The organism is Amycolatopsis sp. A133, from assembly GCF_031082405.1.
In the GTDB taxonomy this organism is placed as follows: domain Bacteria; phylum Actinomycetota; class Actinomycetes; order Mycobacteriales; family Pseudonocardiaceae; genus Amycolatopsis.
In genome coordinates this window covers 169,085-185,867 of record NZ_JAVHJU010000062.1, presented here as the reverse complement: position 1 = coordinate 185,867, position 16,783 = coordinate 169,085, and the positions used below count along the sequence as shown (strand labels likewise).

Sequence of the window (16,783 nt, the reverse complement as noted above, 5' to 3'; positions counted from 1 at the left end):
CGGACGCCCGGCGGAGTGGCCGGTGCAACGCGGCTCAGCGACCCGCGGGGAGCAGGGACGAGATCCGCAGCGAGGACGTCCCGATGCCGCTCGGGCTGCCGAGCGCCGAGCCGGCCACCGGGTGGTAGCGCAGCTCCGTCTCGGTGTAGCGGCCCACGTTTTCGTGCCAGTTCAGGATCCCGGCCATCCAGTCGCGGAACTCCTGGACGTACTCCAGCAGCATCTCCTGGACGTCCGGCTCGATGGCGTAGTCGCGGAACAGGGCAGGCAGCTCGATCGCCGACGCGTGCTCGAACTCCGCCAGCCGGGCGTGGACCAGGTCGGTCACCACCTGGAACGCGCGCTGCTCCGGGCAGTCGAGGAAGTTCCGCACCACCAGCACCGCGTTGTGCAGCTCGCCTTCGTACTGGATCTCCTTGCGGTAGGAGTACAGGTCGTTGATCAGGCACGCCACGTCCGTCGCCGAGTGTTCGATCGCCTGCACCGGGCGCGTGCGGTACAGCGAAGGCGGCACCGCGCGGCCGTGCGAGAACCGCGAGAGACTCATCGTCAGGTCCGAACCGAACGTCCGCCGCCGCATCTCGACGTAGTCGATCGGGTCCGGGATCCGGTTCTGCGCCTGGTTCGCCAGCTCCCAGAGCCAGCTGGACGTCATCGACTCGACCGCCCGGCGCACCGTGCGCCGGTTCTCCGGCGACATCTCCGACGTGGTCCGCGGCCAGAGGTCGGCCAAGCCCGTTTCCAGGGCGGTCGACGGGATGGGCGTCGGCGAGCCGTCCACCGGCATGAACGCCGACAAGCGGAGATTGCACGCCTTCGCGCCCGCGAGGTCGCGGCTCGCGCCGAACACCACCGGGTAGTAGTCGTCGGCGTAGGTGCCCCAGGTCAGCCAGTCGCTGGTGACGTCGAGGCTCTCGGCCGTCGCGTCCGGGTGGATGCCCGCCGCGCACAGCGGCAGATCGGTGGCCCGCAGCTTCCGCTCGTCCCACACCACGCCGTCGAGGAAGCCCGTGCGCCGGGCCCAGTCGACGTTGCGGACCCGGCACGTGCCCAGGTGCGGGCTGAGCCGCAGCGGGAACGGCATGTCGATCGACGGATGGGGAACGTCGACCGCGCGGAACGGCGTCGAGCTGTACGCCCGCAGCCGCTGCGGCGCAGTCGCGAGCACCGACGAGAAGATGCGCGCCGCGGACGTGCCCAGGCCGGTCGCGCCGCCCAGCTCCGGGCCGCCGCGGCCGGCCAAGGCTCCTTCGTTCATGTACCGGCTGGACCGCAGGTGCCATTCGTGCCCGCCGGACTGCCAGTCCTGCAGGCCCTTGACGTAGGCGAACGTCGCCGCGCGCGCCGCGACGTCGACGCAGTGCTCGTCGAACAGCGCGGGCACCTCGGTGAGCGCGGTGTGCTCGAACTGGTGCAGCCGGGAGGTGATCAGGTCGTTGACCGCGTCGGCCGCCTGCTGGGTGCTCAGCCCGAGGAACTGCTCGAGCACCAGCACGCCGTTGGACAGCTCGCCCTCGTCCTGCACTTCGCGCTGGTAGGAGAACAGGTCGTTGCGGAGGTGGACGCTGTCGGCGAAGCAGTCGCGCAGGACCTCCATCGGCCGGGACGCGGCGATCGCGTCGGGGACTTCGGCGTGCACCGAGTGCTCGACCAGGTTCGCCGACCACGGCGCGCCGCCGACCTTCCGCCGCATCTCGACGTACTCGATCGGGTTGGCGAGCCGGCCCTCGTTGATGTTGGCCAGCTCCCACAGCGACTCGTCCAGCAGCGCCTTCGTGCTCTCGACGAACCGGCGCCGCCAGCCGGCCGACCGGTGCGGGACCGTCCGGTCCCACAGGTCGGTGAGCCCGCGCTCGACCGGGTTTTCCGGCGTCGCGGTGATCTCGCCCTCGGCGGGCATGAACAGCTCGAGCCGGTCGAGGTAGCCGCGGGCGCTGTCGATGTCGCCGGTGCGCTTGAACAGCTCGAGGAAGTGGTCGTCGAAGTAGAAGACCCAGACGTACCAGTCGGTGATCAGGTCGAGCTCTTCGGCGCCGGCGTCCGGGTGGGTGTACGCGCAGAGCAGCGCGTAGTCGTGGGAGTCGAGGTCGTGCTCGGTCCAGATCACCGTGCCGTGCTGCGGGACGTCGATCATGTCCATCCCGCGGGCCCACGCCTTGCTGTGCTCGCGCGCGCCCTCCAGGTGCGGGTTCAGGCGCGCCGGGTAGGGCATGTAGAACTCGGGGAGGACGAACGGTTGCTGAGGCACCCCGTGAGGCAACCAAACGCACCCGGTGCCCGCCAAGGGGAGCAGCGCGGATGCACACGATCGGGCCGGACGCGTCCCCCGCCCGGCCCAGCGGGCGTCCGGCCCGGTCGGCACGCCGCGGCCGGGCGTCGCACGATGGTGGCGGTACCCGATCGAGGAGAAAACCGATGACTGACAAAAACCGCGTGGCCGACAACCCGGACGAGAGCCGCTACGAGCTGTGGGCGGGGGACAAGCTGGCGGGCTTCGCCGCGTACGACCGGCGGGGCGAGCTGACGGTGTTCACCCACACCGAGATCGACGACGCGTTCTCCGGGCAGGGCCTGGGCAAGGTCCTGGCGGCCGGCGCGCTCGACGACGTCGTCGCCCGGGGCCGGACGATCGTGCCGGTCTGCCCGTTCATCGCCGGGTACCTGAAGAAGCACCCGGGCTACGCCGAGCACGTCCGCTGGCCGCACCAGTAGGCCGGACGGGCAGCCGCGCTAGGCCGTTCGGGGTGGTCTGAGAGGTATGTCCGGTTCGCTTGGTTATTAACCAACCTTCGTCGGTAGTGCGTTGGTTGCCCGGCAACGAAAGTGTCGGCACCGGCTTCGAACGCCCACCCTGGAGGAAGTTGATGACTCCCCGGAAGACCGCCCGCAAGACCTTCGCCGTCTTGTCGGCCGCCGCGCTGACCAGCGGCGTTTGCGCCTCGGCGGCCACCGCGTCCCCGCTGGCCTTCGCGGAGCTGCAGGCCCACGCGATCACCCACGCCACCCAGGTGGCCGACGCGCTCGGCGCCGCGTCCGGTGGCATCTACCTCGAGAACGGCCAGGCCGTCGTGAACGTCGTCGACGACGCCGCGGTGCGGCAGGTGCAGGCCGCCGGCCTCACCGCGAAGAAGGTCAAGCACACCTTCGCGGCGCTCACCGGCGTCAAGAACGAGCTGGACGCGGTGAAGAACGTGCCGCAGACCGCGTGGGGCATCGACACCAAGACCAACCAGGTCGTGGTGAAGGTCTACGACGCGGCGAGCAAGGAGACCGCCGGCAAGGTCGCCGCGGCCGCGGCGAAGTACGGCGACAGCGTCCGCGTCGAGCACCGCACCGGCAAGCTCGAGCTGTACATCGCCGACGGCGACGCGATCCAGAACAGCCAGGGCCGCTGCTCGCTCGGTTTCAACGTGACCCGCGGCGGCTCGCCGTTCCTGCTCACCGCGGGCCACTGCACCAACCTCGGCGGCACCTGGTCCGGCGGTGACGTCTCCGGCGCGCAGGTCGTCGAAAGCGACTGCCCCGGCGCCGACTCCGGCCTGCTCACCCGCCCGAACGGCACCGGGCCCGGCGAGATCAACACCGGCCAGCGGATCACCGGTGCGGCGACGCCGACCGTGGGCGAGCAGATGCAGAAGCAGGGCTCGACCACCGGCGGTGGCAGCGGCGAAGTGACCTCGGTCGACGAGTCGGTCAACTTCGACGTCGGCGTGCTCAACCACGAGTTCGGCACGACCGCGCACACCGACCACGGCGACTCCGGCGGCCCGGCGTACGACGGCGCCAAGGGCCTCGGCACCCTCTCCGGCGGCGACACGGTGACCAGCTACTTCTACCCGCTCACCCTGGAGCTCCAGGCCTACGGCCTCGATCTCGCCTGACCCGAAGCGAAGGCCCGCTCACTGCCGTTGGGGAGTGAGCGGGCCCCCGCCGAGCTTTCACGTGAAAGCTCGACTTTGTGCCGCAAACCCGAGCTTTCACGTGAAAGCTCGGCCTTGGGTGCCCTGGGGCGGCACTTTCGTAGGGAAAGTGCGACTCAGGCTTCGAGGCGGCGGGCGCGGTAGACGGCGTCGGTGTGGTGGCCCTCGCCGCGCGTCTCGCACGTCTCGACCACCCACTTCCAGGGGTCGCCGAGGTAGGTGGTGATTTCCTCGGGCTCGAAGTACAGCTCCTCCGGGGGCTTCTGGCCGTCGAACTGCCGCATGGCCTTCGGCGAGTGCCCGGCGACCAGCAGCGAGCCGCCCGGCCGGATCGCCGCCGCGGCTGCCGTGAAGACGTCGCGGCGCAGGTCCGGCGGCAGGTGCATGTACTGCGCCGAGACCAGGTCGTACTGCTCTTCCGGCTGCCACTCGAGGATGTTGCGGTGCAGCCAGTTCACCGTCACGCCCGCCTCGGCGGCGGCTTCTTCCGCGCGGGCGAGCGCGGTGGTCGAGATGTCGACGCCGTCGACCGTCCAGCCCTGCTTGGCCAGCCAGATCGCGTCGCCGCCCTCGCCGCTGCCGAGGTCGAGCGCGTGCCCGGGGTTCAGGCCCTCGACCTCGGCGCGCAGGTTGACGTTGACGTTCCCGCTCCAGATCCGGTGCTCGTCACGCTGGTAGAGCGCTTCCCAGAAGTCCTGCTTGAGCATGGCGTCGACGTTCATCGGGTGCTCGTGCGGCATGGTTCCTCCTCAAGGACGTCCCCCGAGCATGCGGACAACGTCCCCGATAAGGCAAACTTCGTTGCCGGTTCGGCAACTCAGGCGGTGCCGAACACCTGCAGCTCGTACAGCGAGTAGCCGTACGACGTGCCGCGCGTGACGCCGTTCATCCGCACGTACCGGCCGGTGCCCGACAGCCCGGTGAGGTCGTCGGTGCCGCCGTTGCCGGTCGTGGTGCTGTAGATCGTCGTCCAGGTCGTGCCGTCGGCGGAGGTCTGGATGCTGTACGCCTTCCCGTACGCGGCTTCCCAGCTCAGCTTGACGTGCCTGACGGACTTCGTCGCGCCGAGGTCGACGCGCAGCCACTCCGCGTTGCTCCCCTCCTCGGTCGCCCAGCGCGTGCTGGTCAGGTTGCCGTCGAAGGCCGCGCTCGCCGGGTACGACGACGACTCGGTGGACGACGCCGTCGCAGCTTTGCCTTGTGACAGCAGTGCTTCCGAGCCGCCGGTGACGGTGACGCCCAGCGAAGCCGTCTTCGTCCCGCCGGTCAGGGTGATCGTCGCCGAGCCGGGAGCCGCGGTGGCCGCGGCGGCGACCGTGACGGTCGAGGACCCGCCGGCCGGCACCGACGCGGGGGAGAAGGACACGGTCACACCTGCGGGAGCCCCGCTCGCGGAGAGCGTGACGGCGTCGGTGGAGGTCACGGTGGCCGTCGCCGAAGCACCCGGCGCGACCGACACCGACGAAGGCGTCACGCTGAGGCCCGAGGTGCTCGCCGGGGTGAACGTCCAGCGGGCGGCCGTGCCGGAGCAGCTGCCCGCGGTGAGCGTGGTGCCCGAGGCGCGGAAGCACTTGGTGCTGGACTGGATGTCGGAAATGGTGCCGTCCGGGTTGATCGACCACTGCTGGGCCGGGCCGCCGGTGCAGGTCTGCAGCACGATCGAGCTGCCGGAGATGCCCGCACAGCGGTCGTCGATCACCAGGAAGGCGCCGTGGAAGGTGAACCGCTGTGCCGCGCTCCCGCTGCAGGCGGCCACCTTCAGCGTGCTGCCGCTGCTCGGGGCTTCCAGGCAGGTGCCGGTGGAGTTGTTGCGGTACTGGCCGACCGTGGTGTTCGGCTGCGCGCCGCCGTAGCACTCACCGGTGCCGGTGTCGAAGATCGGTGTGGCGTCGTAGGGCTCGTTCGACGGCGGGTCGACGACGACCGGCTCCATGACCGGCGTGTTGTCGGGGTTGTAGTGCGTGAGCGCGTCTTCGCAGTCGATCGCGTCGAAGGCGCTGCCGCCCCGGCCGCCGAGCCAGAGGTCGATGTGGCGCAGGCCGGGTCCGCCGTTCGGGCCCTGGCTGTTCCAGTCGTCGGAACACTCGTCGCAGCCGTCCTCCATGATGAAGTACTTCTTCACCCGCGGCACCCAGACCTTGGTGCCCGGTTTCAGTTCGTCGCTGCTGGTGGCGAAGGTGATCGGGTCGGCGTAGGTGCCCTTGCCGCCCGCGGTGTCGTGGATCTGCGGGTAGGCGATGTCCCCGCCGGGCGGGGTGTTGTCCCACCAGCCGTAGAAGGTGAGGAAGGTCGGCTGGGTGGTGGCCGCGCTCGCGCTCGCGCCGACGGCGAGCGCGGTGGCCATGGCGAGGAACTGGGTCACGACGAGCACGAGCACGCGCCGGGTCATGCTGCCTCCGGGAGGACTGGGCGGACGATGCTGTGTCGATCGTTGCCAATCCGGCCGCAGTCACGGCCGAATGACTTCGCGGCAACGGTTGCGTGCCGCGTGGGGGCGGCCTACCTTCGGCCGGATCGGCAACTGCGGCGTGGCTCCAGGTTCGCCGGGGGACCGGCGGCGCGTCAAGCCTATTCGTAAAGTTTCCTAACGAACGGGGGTTCCGTGTCCCGCTCGGTGGGAAAATCCGGTGGGAAAGGGCTTTCTTCGGCGAAGATGGCGCCATGAGCGAACAGCGGGAAATCGTGGTCACCGGGGGCGGCACCGGCATCGGGCTGGCGATCGCCGCCCGGTTCGCGGCGGCGGGCGAGCGGGTGACCGTCACCGGGCGCCGCAAGGACGTCCTCGAAGCGGCGGCGGAGAAGATCGGCGCGCGGGCGGTGGCCTTCGACGCGAGCGACCCGGCGGCCGTGCAGACGGCGCTGGCCGAGCTGCCCGGGCGGGTGGACGTCCTGGTCAACAACGCCGGCGGCAACACCGACCGGGTGCGCGAGGCGCCCGCGCCCGGCGACCTGCCGGGCCTCGCCGACGCGTGGCGGGCGAACTTCGAAGCCAACGTCCTCTCCGCCGTGCTCGTCACCGCGGCGCTGAAGCCGCGTTTCGCGGACAACGTGCGCGTCGTGACCCTCGGCTCCATCGCGGCGAAGCAGGGCTCGGGCTCGTACGGCGCGGCCAAGGCGGCCATCGAGGCCTGGAACACCGACCTCGCGCGGCAGCTGGGCGCCGGCGGAACGGCCAACGTCGTGGCACCGGGCGTCGTCCTCGACACGGAGTTCTTCCACGGCACGCTCACCGAAGAATGGCTGAAATCGCGGATCTCCGTGGCCTTCAACGGGCGCGCCGGTCGTCCGGAGGAGATCGCGGACACCGTGCGGTTCCTGGCCGCGCCGGAAGCCGCGCACCTCACCGGACAGGTCGTGCACGTGAACGGCGGCGCGTACGGCGCCCGCTAGGCCATCCGGGTCGCAAGTGGGGCGGCCGGCCCACGGCGGCCGCGGTCCTCTCCATGGTGGAAGTGTTGAGCCCACCGGAAGAGAGAGGTGATCCGCCGTGACGGTCGCACCCGCAACCCCGGCCCTGCCGACGACCCGGCCGGACGGCTGCCCGTTCGACCCGCCCGGGAACTACGCCACCCTCCGGGACACCGCGCCCACGTCGAAGGTGCGGTGCCCGGCGGGCATGGATGCCTGGCTGGTGACGCGTTACGCGGACGTCCGCGCGGTGCTCGCCGACCGCACGATGAGCTCGCGCGGTGCGTCCTCGGTGCACGTGAACCCGAACGCCGACCTCGACCAGGAGATCAGCCCGGGCTCGATCATCCAGCTCGACGGCGCCGCGCATTCCCGGCTGCGCAAGAAGGTGATCGCCGAGTTCACCGTGCGGCGGGTGGAAGCACTGCGCGGCTACGTCCAGGAGCTGGTGGAGAGCCACCTCGACGCGATGCTCGCGAAGCCCGGCCGGGCGGATCTGGTGCAGGACTTCGGATTGCCGATCCCGTCGCTGGTGATCTGCGAGCTGCTCGGCGTCCCGTACGCGGACCGCTCGCGTTTCCAGCAGCACAGCACGACCCTGGTCAGCACCGACGCGACGCGGGAAGAAGGCGAGCGCGCGTACGACGAGCTTTCGGGCTATCTGGCCGCGTTGTTCACCGAGAAGCAGCGGAATCCGGAGGACGACCTGTTCAGCCGGTTGATTTCCGGTGGTGCCGACGACCCGCTGACCATGGAGGAGCTCGTCGTGCTCGGGCTCAGCCTGCTGGTGGCGGGCCACGAGACGACGGCGAACATGATCGCGCTGAGCACGCTGGTGCTGCTGGAGCACCCGGGTGAGCGCGACGTCGTGCTGGCCGAGCCGGAACGGGCGGTGGAGGAGCTGCTGCGGTACCTGTCGGTCGTGCAGTTCGGCGTGCTGCGGTACGCGACTGCGGACGTCCGGGTCGGGTCGCGGGCGGTGCGCGCGGGGGAGTGGCTGGTGGCGGCGCTGAATTCGGCGAACCGCGACGGCGGGGTGTTCCCGGAACCGGACGAGCTCGACTTCCACCGCGAGCACCCGCGCACCCACGTGGCGTTCGGCTTCGGGGCGCACCAGTGCATCGGCCAGCAGCTGGCGCGCGTGGAACTGCAGGAGGCGTTGACGCGGCTGTTCCGCCGGGTGCCGGATCTGCGGCTTGCGGTGCCGCGGGAGGGGTTGGCGTACAAGCACAACACGCTCGTTTACGGGGTCCGGGAGCTGCCGGTGGCCTGGGGCTGACTGTGCCAGCCGGAAAACCGGGGGCGTCTTCGCGGCCGGGCGGTTACCGTGGTCGGCAACGCGCTGATGGAGACGAGTAGTCCCGGGAGCGCACGGGTCCAGAGAGCCGCCGGTAGCTGGGAAGGCGGTCCCGTGCCCGGTGGCGAAGACCCTCCGGAGTGCGGGGAGGAACGGCGTCCGCGCCCCATGCCCCGCCGGCCGGCCCCCGTCACCGGGCCGCGAAGAGGCCGCCTCACCGGCGGTGAAAGTGCGGTGGCACCGCGATTCCCCTGATCGCCCGCACTCCCGAGGGATCCGCGTTGGGAGGGTGATGAGTTCTCGTGTCTTGGCCGCCGATCTGTCCCGGTACGTCGGCGCGCGCGTCCGCGTCGCCGGCTGGGTGCACCGCCGGCGTCGCCTGAAGTCCGTCACGTTCGTCGTGGTCCGGGACCGTTCCGGGCTCGCGCAGGTCGTCGTGCGCGGAGCTGCGCCACCGGAAGAAACCGTGGTGGAGGTGCACGCCACCGTGACGGCGAATCCGCGCGCGCCCGGCGGGGTCGAGCTGACCGAGCCCGTCGTGGAGACGCTCGCGGAAGCCGTGAAGCCGCCGTTCGACCTCCACCGGCCGGCCGTCACCGCGTCGCTGCCGACGATCCTCGACCACGCCCCGGTCGCCCTGCGCCACCCCGCGCTGAAGGAGCGGTTCGCCGTGTCCGCGGCCGCCGTGCGCGGGTTTCGGTCCACTTTGGACGGATTGGGCTTCACCGAGGTGCACACGCCGAAGATCGTGGCGTCGGCGACCGAGTCGGGCGCGAACGTCTTCGGGATCGACTACTTCGGCCGTCCCGCCTACCTCGCCCAGTCGCCGCAGTTCTTCAAACAGGCGCTGGTCGGCGTGTTCGAACGCGTCTACGAAGTCGGCCCGGTCTTCCGCGCCGAGCCGCACGACACCGCCCGGCACCTCGCCCAGTACACCAGCCTGGACGTCGAACTGGGGTTCATCCGCGACCACCACGACGTCATGGCCGTGCTGCGGGACGTGCTCGCGGGGATGGCGGACCCGGCGCTGGTCACCGTGCCCGCCGAGATCCCCGGGATCCCCTTCCCGGCCGCGCTGGCGCTCGTGGGCGCCCCGGCGGACGAGCCCGACCTCGCCCCGGCCCACGAACGGGCGCTGTCGGAGTGGGCGCGGCGCGAGCACGGGTCGGACTTCCTGTTCGTGACCGGCTACCCGATGGCGAAACGGCCGTTCTACACCCACCCGGACCCGGCGCGGCCCGGCTACTCGAACAGCTTCGACCTGCTCTTCCGCGGGGTGGAGCTGGTGACCGGCGGCCAGCGCCTGCACCGGCACGCCGACTACCTCGCGGTACTGGGCGAAGCGGCGCCGGAGTACGCCGACTACCTGCAGGCCTTCGCGCACGGCATGCCACCCCACGGCGGCTTCGCGATCGGTCTGGAACGCTGGACGGCGCGGCTGCTCGGCGCCGCGAACGTCCGGGAGGTCACGCTGTTCCCGCGCGACCTGCACCGGCTGACCCCGTGAGGAGCAGCAATGACCGCTCGCCGGCTTTGGGCGGCCGTGGAACCGTTGCACGCCGTCGTCTACTTCGCGCCCGAGACGGCCGAAGCGGCGAAGGCGGCCGGCTTGCGCGGCTACTGGATGGGGTACTTCGCGGGCCGGCTGGCGCCGCTGGGCCCGATCGGCCCCGGGCCGGCGACGGCGGTGCTGTTCGGCTTCGCGCCGGCGATGGTGGCGCGCGCGTTGCCGGACGCGTGGTCGTTCGCGTCACCCGAGACCGTCGTCGGCTCGCGGCTCGAGGCGGTCTCGGCGGCGCTGAGCCGGGTCGCGGGCGAGGTCTCGGAACTGAACGCGCTGCTGTGGCGGGCGGTGGGCGCGTGCGGGTTCGACGGGCGCCCGCTCGCGGCGGCGTGGGCGGCGGTGCCGGAGCCGGCGGACCCGCTGTCGCGGCTGTGGCTGGCGGCGACGATCCTGCGTGAGCACCGCGGCGACGGCCACGTCCTGGCGGCGGTCCACGCCGGGTTGAGCGGCTTGGAGACGACGCTCACCCACATCGGTGACGGCGTGATCGGCCGCGGAGACGTCCAGCCCCACCGCGGCTGGTCCGACGCGCAGTGGGACGCGGCGGTGGGCCGGTTGCGCGGCCGCGGGCTCCTCGGCGCGGACGGCCGCCTGACCGGAGCCGGGCGTGCGCTGCGCCGCCGGGTCGAGGAGGACACGGACCGCTTGGCGGCCGCGCCGGTCGAGGCGCTGGGCGACGACCTCGAGCGGCTGCTGGCGCTGGCGGTGCCGGTGAGCCGGGCGGTGATCGACCGCGGCGTCGTCCCGGTGCCGAACCCGATGGGTGTCCCGCGGCCCTGAGCGTCGATTCCGGGCCGGCCCGTTCGACGCAGGGGCAATCGGACCCTCGGGAGGATTCCATGACGTTGCTCGACGGCAAGAACGCCATCGTCTACGGCGCAGCGGGGCGGATCGGCACCGCGGTCGCCACCGCCTTCGCCGGGGAAGGCGCGCGGGTGTTCCTCGCCGGCCGGACCCGGGCCCGGCTGGACGAGGTCGCCGCCCGCATCCGCGCTTCCGGCGGGCGGGCCGAGGCGGCGGAGGTCGACGCCCTCGACGAGCGCGCGGTGGACGAGCACGCCGCCGCGGTCGCCGCCGACGGCGGGATCGGCGTCTCGTTCAACCTCATCGGCCACGGCGACGTCCAGGGCACCCCGCTGGTGGAGATGGCGCTCGCGGACTACGAGCGCCCGGTCGTGACCGCCGTGCGCACCCAGTTCCTGACCGCCCGCGCGGCGGCCCGGCACATGATCGGGCAGCGGTCCGGGGCGATCCTGTTCTTCGGCGGCGCGGGCGATCCGGTGCGCGAGTTCGCCGTCGGCGGGCTGCAGGTGGCGTTCCACGCGCTCGAGGCGATGCGCCGCCAGCTGGCCGCCGAGCTGGGCCCGCACGGGATCCGCACGGTGACGCTCCGGACGGGCGGCATCCCGGAGACCCTCCCGGCGGGGTTCCCGGGCCGGTCGGAGCTGGAGGAGAACATCGCGGGCAAGACGATGCTCGGCCGCGCGGCGACGCTCGCCGACGTGGGCGCGGTGGCGGCGTTCGTGGCCTCCGACCGGGCGGCCTCGATGACGGCGGCCACGGTCAACGTCAGCTGCGGCGCTTTGGTCGACTAGCGCCGATCACCGAGGTCCCGAGCCAGGCCGGGACCCGACCGGACCCAAGCGCCCCAATGTGGCGTTCGGTGCGTCCAGCGCACCCAATGTGGCGTTCGGTGCTCCATCCATGCCCCCGCCACCACCCTCAACGGAGGCGCTTCGCGCCGCAGTGCCGATTCAACGCAACCAACGCCACATTGGGGCGCTTTAGCGGGATCCCTCGCGCTGCTCGACCAGCAACCGGTGGTGGCGGGCCGCGCGGACGCGGTCGCCGCACGTTGTCGAGCACCAGCGGCGGCGGGCGTGTTCCCTGAAGTAGTACCTGATGCAGCCGTGGGCCTCGCACGGACGCACCAGCGGCCCGAGGTCTCCGCTCACCACCTCGATCGCGTCGCGGGCCAGGGCCGCCACCGCCGCGTCGAGGCTTTCCGGGCGAGTGCTGTGCCACTCGCGTGACGGTCCTGCGTGCCACGTCAGCCGGGGTGCGGCCGCGTCCGCGCGGGCGGCCGCGTTCACCGCGTCCACGGCGGTGGCCTCCGGCGCGCGGCCTTCCGCCAGCGCCGCCAGGAGCTCGCGGACCGCCGCACGCAGGTCCGTCAGGCGGCTCAGCCCGTCCGTGCCGGTCACCGCCGCCGGGAGCCCGTGGTCACCTAGCCACGAAGCTGCGTCGCCGGGTGCGGCCAGGTCGTCCGCCGTCGAGCGCGAGGTGTTGACCAGTGCCAGCGCGAGCGAGCGCTCCTCGCCGGGTGCCGCAGTGACCACGTTCGCCTCCCGAAGTCCGTCCCCAGTGTCCCCGACCGTTGACAGCCTACCGCGTCTCATGGATAAATGAAAAAGTATCCATGAGACGCGAGGAGACGACCGTGATCACCGTGCATCACCGCTACGCCACCGTCGCCGGGCACCGGCTGTTCTACCGGGAGGCCGGCCCCGCCGGCGCGCCCACGATCGTGCTGCTCCACGGGTTCCCGACGAGCTCGCACATGTTCCGGCACCTCATCCCCGCGCTGGCCGACCGCTACCACGTCGTCGCGCCGGACCACCTGGGCGCGGGCGGGTCCGACGCACCGCCGGTCGGCGAGTTCACCTACACCTTCGACGGGCTTGCCGACCTCACGCTCGGCCTGCTCGACCAGCTCGGTCTCGGCCGCTTCGCGCTCTACATCCAGGACTTCGGCGCGCCGGTGGGCCTGCGCATCGCGGCCGCGCACCCGGACCGGGTGACCGCGATCGTCACGCAGAACGGCAACGCCTACGTCGAGGGCCTGGGCGCCGGGCTGCCGCAGAAGCTGGCCGCCGGCACGCTGAGCGAGGACGACCTGCACGCCATGGTCACCCTCGAGGCCACCAAGGCGCAGTACCTCGACGGAGTGCCCGACCCGTCACTGGTCAGCCCGGACGTCTGGATCCACGACCAGGCGCTGCTCGACCGGCCCGGCGCCGCGGCGATCCAGCAGGCCCTCCTCGCGGACTACCACCACAACATCGGGCTGTACCCGAAGTTCCACGAGTACTTCCGGAGCAGCGGGGTCCCGCTGCTGGCCGTCTGGGGCGGCAACGACGAGATCTTCGTCGCCGACGGCGCCCGCGCCTACGCCCGCGACCTGCCCGAGGCCGAAATCCACCTGCTCGATTCCGGCCACTTCGCGCTGGAGACGCACCTGGACGCCATCGCCGGGTACCTGCGCGGCTTCCTCGGGCGGGTGCTGCCGGGCTGACCGCCGCGGGACGTCAGCGCCAGCTGTCGTCGCCGAAGCCGAGGGTCACCGGGCCGCGGCGGGTGCCGGCCACCGTCTCCGACGGCAGCACCTCGTCCAGGAACGCGTACTCCGGGCTGCGGGTCCGCGCGTGCCACTGGGCGATCTCGTGCCAGCCCGGTGCCGCCAGCGCGCCGCCGAAGTGCTGGACCGACAGGCTGGCCGTCAGGCACGCGAACCGCAGCCGCTCCACCAGGGGCCAGCCGGTGAGCGTCGCGGCCACGAAGCCCGCGCCGAACACGTCGCCCGCTCCCGTGGCGTCCAGCACGTCCACCGGGAGGGCCGGGACCGCCGCCGTCTCGCCGGTTGTCCCGTCCACCGCCAGGACACCTTCGCCGCCGCGGGTGATCACCGCCAGCGGGACCAGGTCCGCCAGCCTGGCCAGCGCGGCCTCGGGTGTGTCCGTGCGGGTGTAGCGCATCGCTTCGACCTCGTTCGGCAGGAACGCGTGGCAGCACGCCAGCTGCTCCAGCAGCGCGGCCGACCAGGCCTCCGACGGGTCCCAGCCGACGTCGGCGAACACGAGGCTGCCCGACTGGTGTGCGGAGTGAACCCACTCGGCCGTGTCGAGGCCGATGTGGGCCACCGTCGCGCGGCTCGGCGGCGGCGAACCGGCGAGCTCCGCGACCGGCACGGGCGGCGGGTGGCCGTGGGTGACCATCGCGCGGTCGCCGGCGTAGGCCAGCGAGACGGTCACCGGCGAGTGCCACTCCGGAAAGCGCCGCGAGCGGGACAGGTCGATGCGCTCCTGCCGGGCCAGCACGTCCCAGCAGTAACGCCCGTAGACGTCGGTGCCGAACGCCGCTGCCAGCGACGTCCGCAGGCCGAGGCGGCTCAGCGCGACCGCGAAGTTCGCGATCCCGCCCGGCCCCGAGCCCATGCCGCCCGTCCACACCTCCGTGCCCGGCGCCGGCGGGTGTTCGAGCCCGGTGAAGACCAGGTCGAAGAACAGCAGCCCGGACAGGAAGACATCGATGTCGGGTGCGGGCTCGGCCGGCACGGGCACCTCCACTCCGGTCAGGCGACGGTCGGCCCGAGCCTGCGTCAGCCGCGCGCGATCCGCAAGAGCTGGGCCCCTTCGGCCACGGATTGCGCGACCGGCGGCTGCTAGGGTCGCCGGATGCGGCACGGCGGTCACCCGGGCGAGGGAAGGGCCCCGCGATGAGGCTGGCGATCCTCGGCGGCGGCGGGTTCCGCGTGCCGCTGGTGCACGGGGCGCTGCTGGACGGCAGCGGGGTCACCGAACTCGTCCTGCACGACGTCGACGCCGGGCGCCTCGCCGCGATCGAACGCGTCCTGGCCGAGCAAGCCGCCGGAGCCGCCGACGCGCCGCGGGTGCGCACCACCACCGACCTCGCCGCCGCGGTGTCCGATGTGGACTTCGTGTTCTCGGCCATCCGGGTCGGGGGCCTGCGCGGCCGCCGGGCCGACGAGCGGATCGCGCACGCGGAAGGCGTGCTGGGCCAGGAAACGGTCGGTGCGGGCGGGATCGCCTACGGGCTGCGGACGGTGCCGGTCGCGGTCCGCCTGGCCCGCGTGATCGGGGAGCTGGCGCCCCGCGCGTGGGTCATCAACTTCACCAACCCGGCCGGGATGGTCACCGAAGCGATGGCCGCGCACCTCGGCGGCCGGGTGATCGGCATCTGCGACTCCCCGGCCGGGTTGTGCCGCCGCGTCGCCCGGGCCCTCGGGATCGACCCGGCGACGGCCCGGTTCGGCTACGCGGGGCTCAACCACCTCGGCTGGCTCCGCTCGGTCCGCGTCGGCGGCGAGGACGTCTTGCCGCGGCTGCTCGCCGACACCGCCGCGTGCGAGTCCTTCGAGGAGGGCCGGCTCTTCGGCGCGGACTGGCTGCGTGCGCTCGGCGCGATCCCCAACGAATACCTGCACTACTACTACTTCGCCCGCGAGGCCGCCGGTTCGGCGTCGCGCGGTGCGTTCCTGCTGGAGCAGCAACGCGGTTTCTACGCGGAACCTTCGCTGGCGTCGTGGGAACGCACGCGCCTCGAGCGCGAAGCGACGTACATGGCCGATCTGCGCGAAGGGGAGCGAGACGATCTCGAAGGCGGCGGCTACGAGAAGGTCGCGCTGGCCTTGATGCGCGCCCTCGCGCACGACGAACGCACGACGTTGATCCTCAACGTCCGCAACGGTTCCACGCTCCCGGGCGTGCCGGGCGACGCGGTCGTCGAGGTGCCGTGCGCCGTCGACGCGACCGGCGCCCGCCCGATCGCCGCCGCGCCGCCGGCCGACCACGCACTGGGCCTGGTGATGTCGGTCAAAGCCGTCGAACGGGCGGCGATCGAAGCGGCGACGACGGGTTCGCGGGCGGCGGCGCTGCGGGCGTTCGCCCTGCACCCGCTGGTCGACTCGGTGTCGGTCGCCCGGCGGCTGCTCGACGCCTACGTCGCCGCGCACCCGGAACTGTCCTACCTCGCTTAGACCGCGGCCATCGTGTTGAACTCCGCCTCGGCCCCTCGCTCGACGTACAGCGACCACGCCTTCTCGGCGATGTCGTCCGGATCGAGCGTTCCCACGGTGAAGCCGTGGTCCTGCGAGGTGAACACGCGGTGGATGTCGCCGCGTTCGATGAGGCCGCCGATGGTCAGGAGCCCCGCGTGGACGCCCGTTTCCTGCAGGGCGGCGTGCAGCGTCAGCACGTACATCCGCAGCGCCGCCGACGCCGGGGCCAGGCTGCCGAGCATCGGCATCGGGTACTTGCCGCTCAAGCCGCCGGCGAAGAGCAGCGAACCCGAGCCGCGCTCCAGCATGCCCGGCAGCACGGCTTCGACGAGCCTCACCGCGGGGAACACGACGGAATCGAACGTCGCGCGCAGGGTGCCGGCACCCGCTTCGGGCAGCGGGGTGATGCCCGGGCCGGACGTGGCGTCGGCGGGGCCGAAGTACACGGTGTCGATCCGGCCGGCGTCGGCCGTGATGCGGACGAGCACGTCGCGGAGCTCGGCTTCGTCGGTCACGTCGGCCGTGTAGGTCGGGGCTTCGATCCCGGCCAGCGACGCGCGGTAGGACGCGTGCCGGGCGTCGGTGCGGGAAACCAGCGCCGTCGTAAAGCCTTCGCGGCCGAACCGGCGGGCGACCGACAGGCCGAGCCCGGGACCGACGCCCAGGACGGCGAGCACTTTCGGCAAGGGAACCTCCTTCTCGAAGAAACTTGAGATTGCCCTCAACTTAGCCACAACTTGAGGGTCGCGTCAACTTTTCCTGGGTGTCCACAAAGGACTGTGACCGGTCGTGCGGCC

The 16,783-nt window shown here is 72.1% G+C and carries 15 protein-coding genes; 9 read left to right on the top strand and 6 right to left on the bottom strand.

Annotation, left to right across the window (positions count from 1 at the left end; translation table 11 throughout):
• Nucleotides 1–34 precede the first annotated feature (34 nt).
• Nucleotides 35–2,212, bottom strand: coding sequence for a terpene synthase family protein (locus Q5425_RS38100; protein WP_308677277.1), 2,178 nt, complete (start codon nt 2,210–2,212; stop codon nt 35–37).
• A 203-nt stretch (nt 2,213–2,415) separates the two neighbouring features.
• Between Q5425_RS38100 and Q5425_RS38095 the strand changes: the two genes are divergently transcribed.
• Both Q5425_RS38095 and Q5425_RS38090 read left to right on the top strand, forming a co-directional pair.
• A complete protein-coding gene (locus Q5425_RS38095; RefSeq protein ID WP_308677260.1) occupies nt 2,416–2,712 on the top strand; it encodes a GNAT family N-acetyltransferase in 297 nt (98 codons plus the stop codon).
• A gap of 152 nt (nt 2,713–2,864) precedes the next feature.
• Nucleotides 2,865–3,881, top strand: a complete 1,017-nt coding sequence (locus tag Q5425_RS38090; RefSeq protein WP_308677259.1) for a S1 family peptidase — start codon at nt 2,865–2,867, stop codon at nt 3,879–3,881.
• Between the two features lie 155 nt (nt 3,882–4,036).
• On the opposite strand, the gene Q5425_RS38085 is transcribed toward Q5425_RS38090, so the two are convergent.
• A complete protein-coding gene (locus Q5425_RS38085; RefSeq protein WP_308677258.1) occupies nt 4,037–4,660 on the bottom strand; it encodes a class I SAM-dependent methyltransferase in 624 nt (207 codons plus the stop codon).
• A 77-nt stretch (nt 4,661–4,737) separates the two neighbouring features.
• Entirely contained in the window at nt 4,738–6,309 is a 1,572-nt protein-coding gene (locus tag Q5425_RS38080) for a discoidin domain-containing protein (protein ID WP_308677257.1), read from the bottom strand.
• Between the two features lie 272 nt (nt 6,310–6,581).
• Between Q5425_RS38080 and Q5425_RS38075 the strand changes: the two genes are divergently transcribed.
• The 5 genes from Q5425_RS38075 (at nt 6,582) to Q5425_RS38055 (ending at nt 11,784) form a co-directional block, all read left to right on the top strand.
• On the top strand, nt 6,582–7,310 hold the full coding sequence (locus tag Q5425_RS38075; protein WP_308677256.1) for an SDR family oxidoreductase: 729 nt from the start codon (nt 6,582–6,584) through the stop codon (nt 7,308–7,310).
• A 97-nt stretch (nt 7,311–7,407) separates the two neighbouring features.
• The gene (locus tag Q5425_RS38070) at nt 7,408–8,607 is read left to right on the top strand and encodes a cytochrome P450 (protein WP_308677255.1); all 1,200 of its coding nucleotides are present in this window, start codon (nt 7,408–7,410) and stop codon (nt 8,605–8,607) included.
• A gap of 310 nt (nt 8,608–8,917) precedes the next feature.
• A complete protein-coding gene (gene aspS / locus Q5425_RS38065; protein WP_308677254.1) occupies nt 8,918–10,132 on the top strand; it encodes an aspartate--tRNA(Asn) ligase in 1,215 nt (404 codons plus the stop codon).
• Nucleotides 10,133–10,141: 9 nt separating this feature from the next.
• Complete coding sequence (locus tag Q5425_RS38060; protein WP_308677253.1) at nt 10,142–10,969, top strand: SCO6745 family protein; 828 nt, start codon at nt 10,142–10,144, stop codon at nt 10,967–10,969.
• A 59-nt stretch (nt 10,970–11,028) separates the two neighbouring features.
• The gene (locus Q5425_RS38055) at nt 11,029–11,784 is read left to right on the top strand and encodes an SDR family oxidoreductase (protein ID WP_308677252.1); all 756 of its coding nucleotides are present in this window, start codon (nt 11,029–11,031) and stop codon (nt 11,782–11,784) included.
• A gap of 189 nt (nt 11,785–11,973) precedes the next feature.
• On the opposite strand, the gene Q5425_RS38050 is transcribed toward Q5425_RS38055, so the two are convergent.
• A complete protein-coding gene (locus tag Q5425_RS38050; protein ID WP_308677251.1) occupies nt 11,974–12,528 on the bottom strand; it encodes a CGNR zinc finger domain-containing protein in 555 nt (184 codons plus the stop codon).
• A gap of 101 nt (nt 12,529–12,629) precedes the next feature.
• Between Q5425_RS38050 and Q5425_RS38045 the strand changes: the two genes are divergently transcribed.
• On the top strand, nt 12,630–13,484 hold the full coding sequence (locus Q5425_RS38045) for an alpha/beta hydrolase (RefSeq protein ID WP_308677250.1): 855 nt from the start codon (nt 12,630–12,632) through the stop codon (nt 13,482–13,484).
• A 13-nt stretch (nt 13,485–13,497) separates the two neighbouring features.
• Here the strand turns inward: Q5425_RS38045 and Q5425_RS38040 are convergent, their stop codons facing one another.
• Complete coding sequence (locus Q5425_RS38040; protein WP_308677249.1) at nt 13,498–14,523, bottom strand: carbohydrate kinase family protein; 1,026 nt, start codon at nt 14,521–14,523, stop codon at nt 13,498–13,500.
• Between the two features lie 161 nt (nt 14,524–14,684).
• Here Q5425_RS38040 and Q5425_RS38035 point away from each other — a divergent pair, with 161 nt between their 5' ends.
• On the top strand, nt 14,685–15,965 hold the full coding sequence (locus Q5425_RS38035; RefSeq protein ID WP_308677248.1) for a 6-phospho-beta-glucosidase: 1,281 nt from the start codon (nt 14,685–14,687) through the stop codon (nt 15,963–15,965).
• Here Q5425_RS38035 and Q5425_RS38030 read toward each other — a convergent pair.
• Complete coding sequence (locus tag Q5425_RS38030; RefSeq protein ID WP_308677247.1) at nt 15,962–16,672, bottom strand: SDR family NAD(P)-dependent oxidoreductase; 711 nt, start codon at nt 16,670–16,672, stop codon at nt 15,962–15,964. The genes Q5425_RS38035 and Q5425_RS38030 overlap by 4 nt on opposite strands.
• Nucleotides 16,673–16,783: the final 111 nt, after the last annotated feature.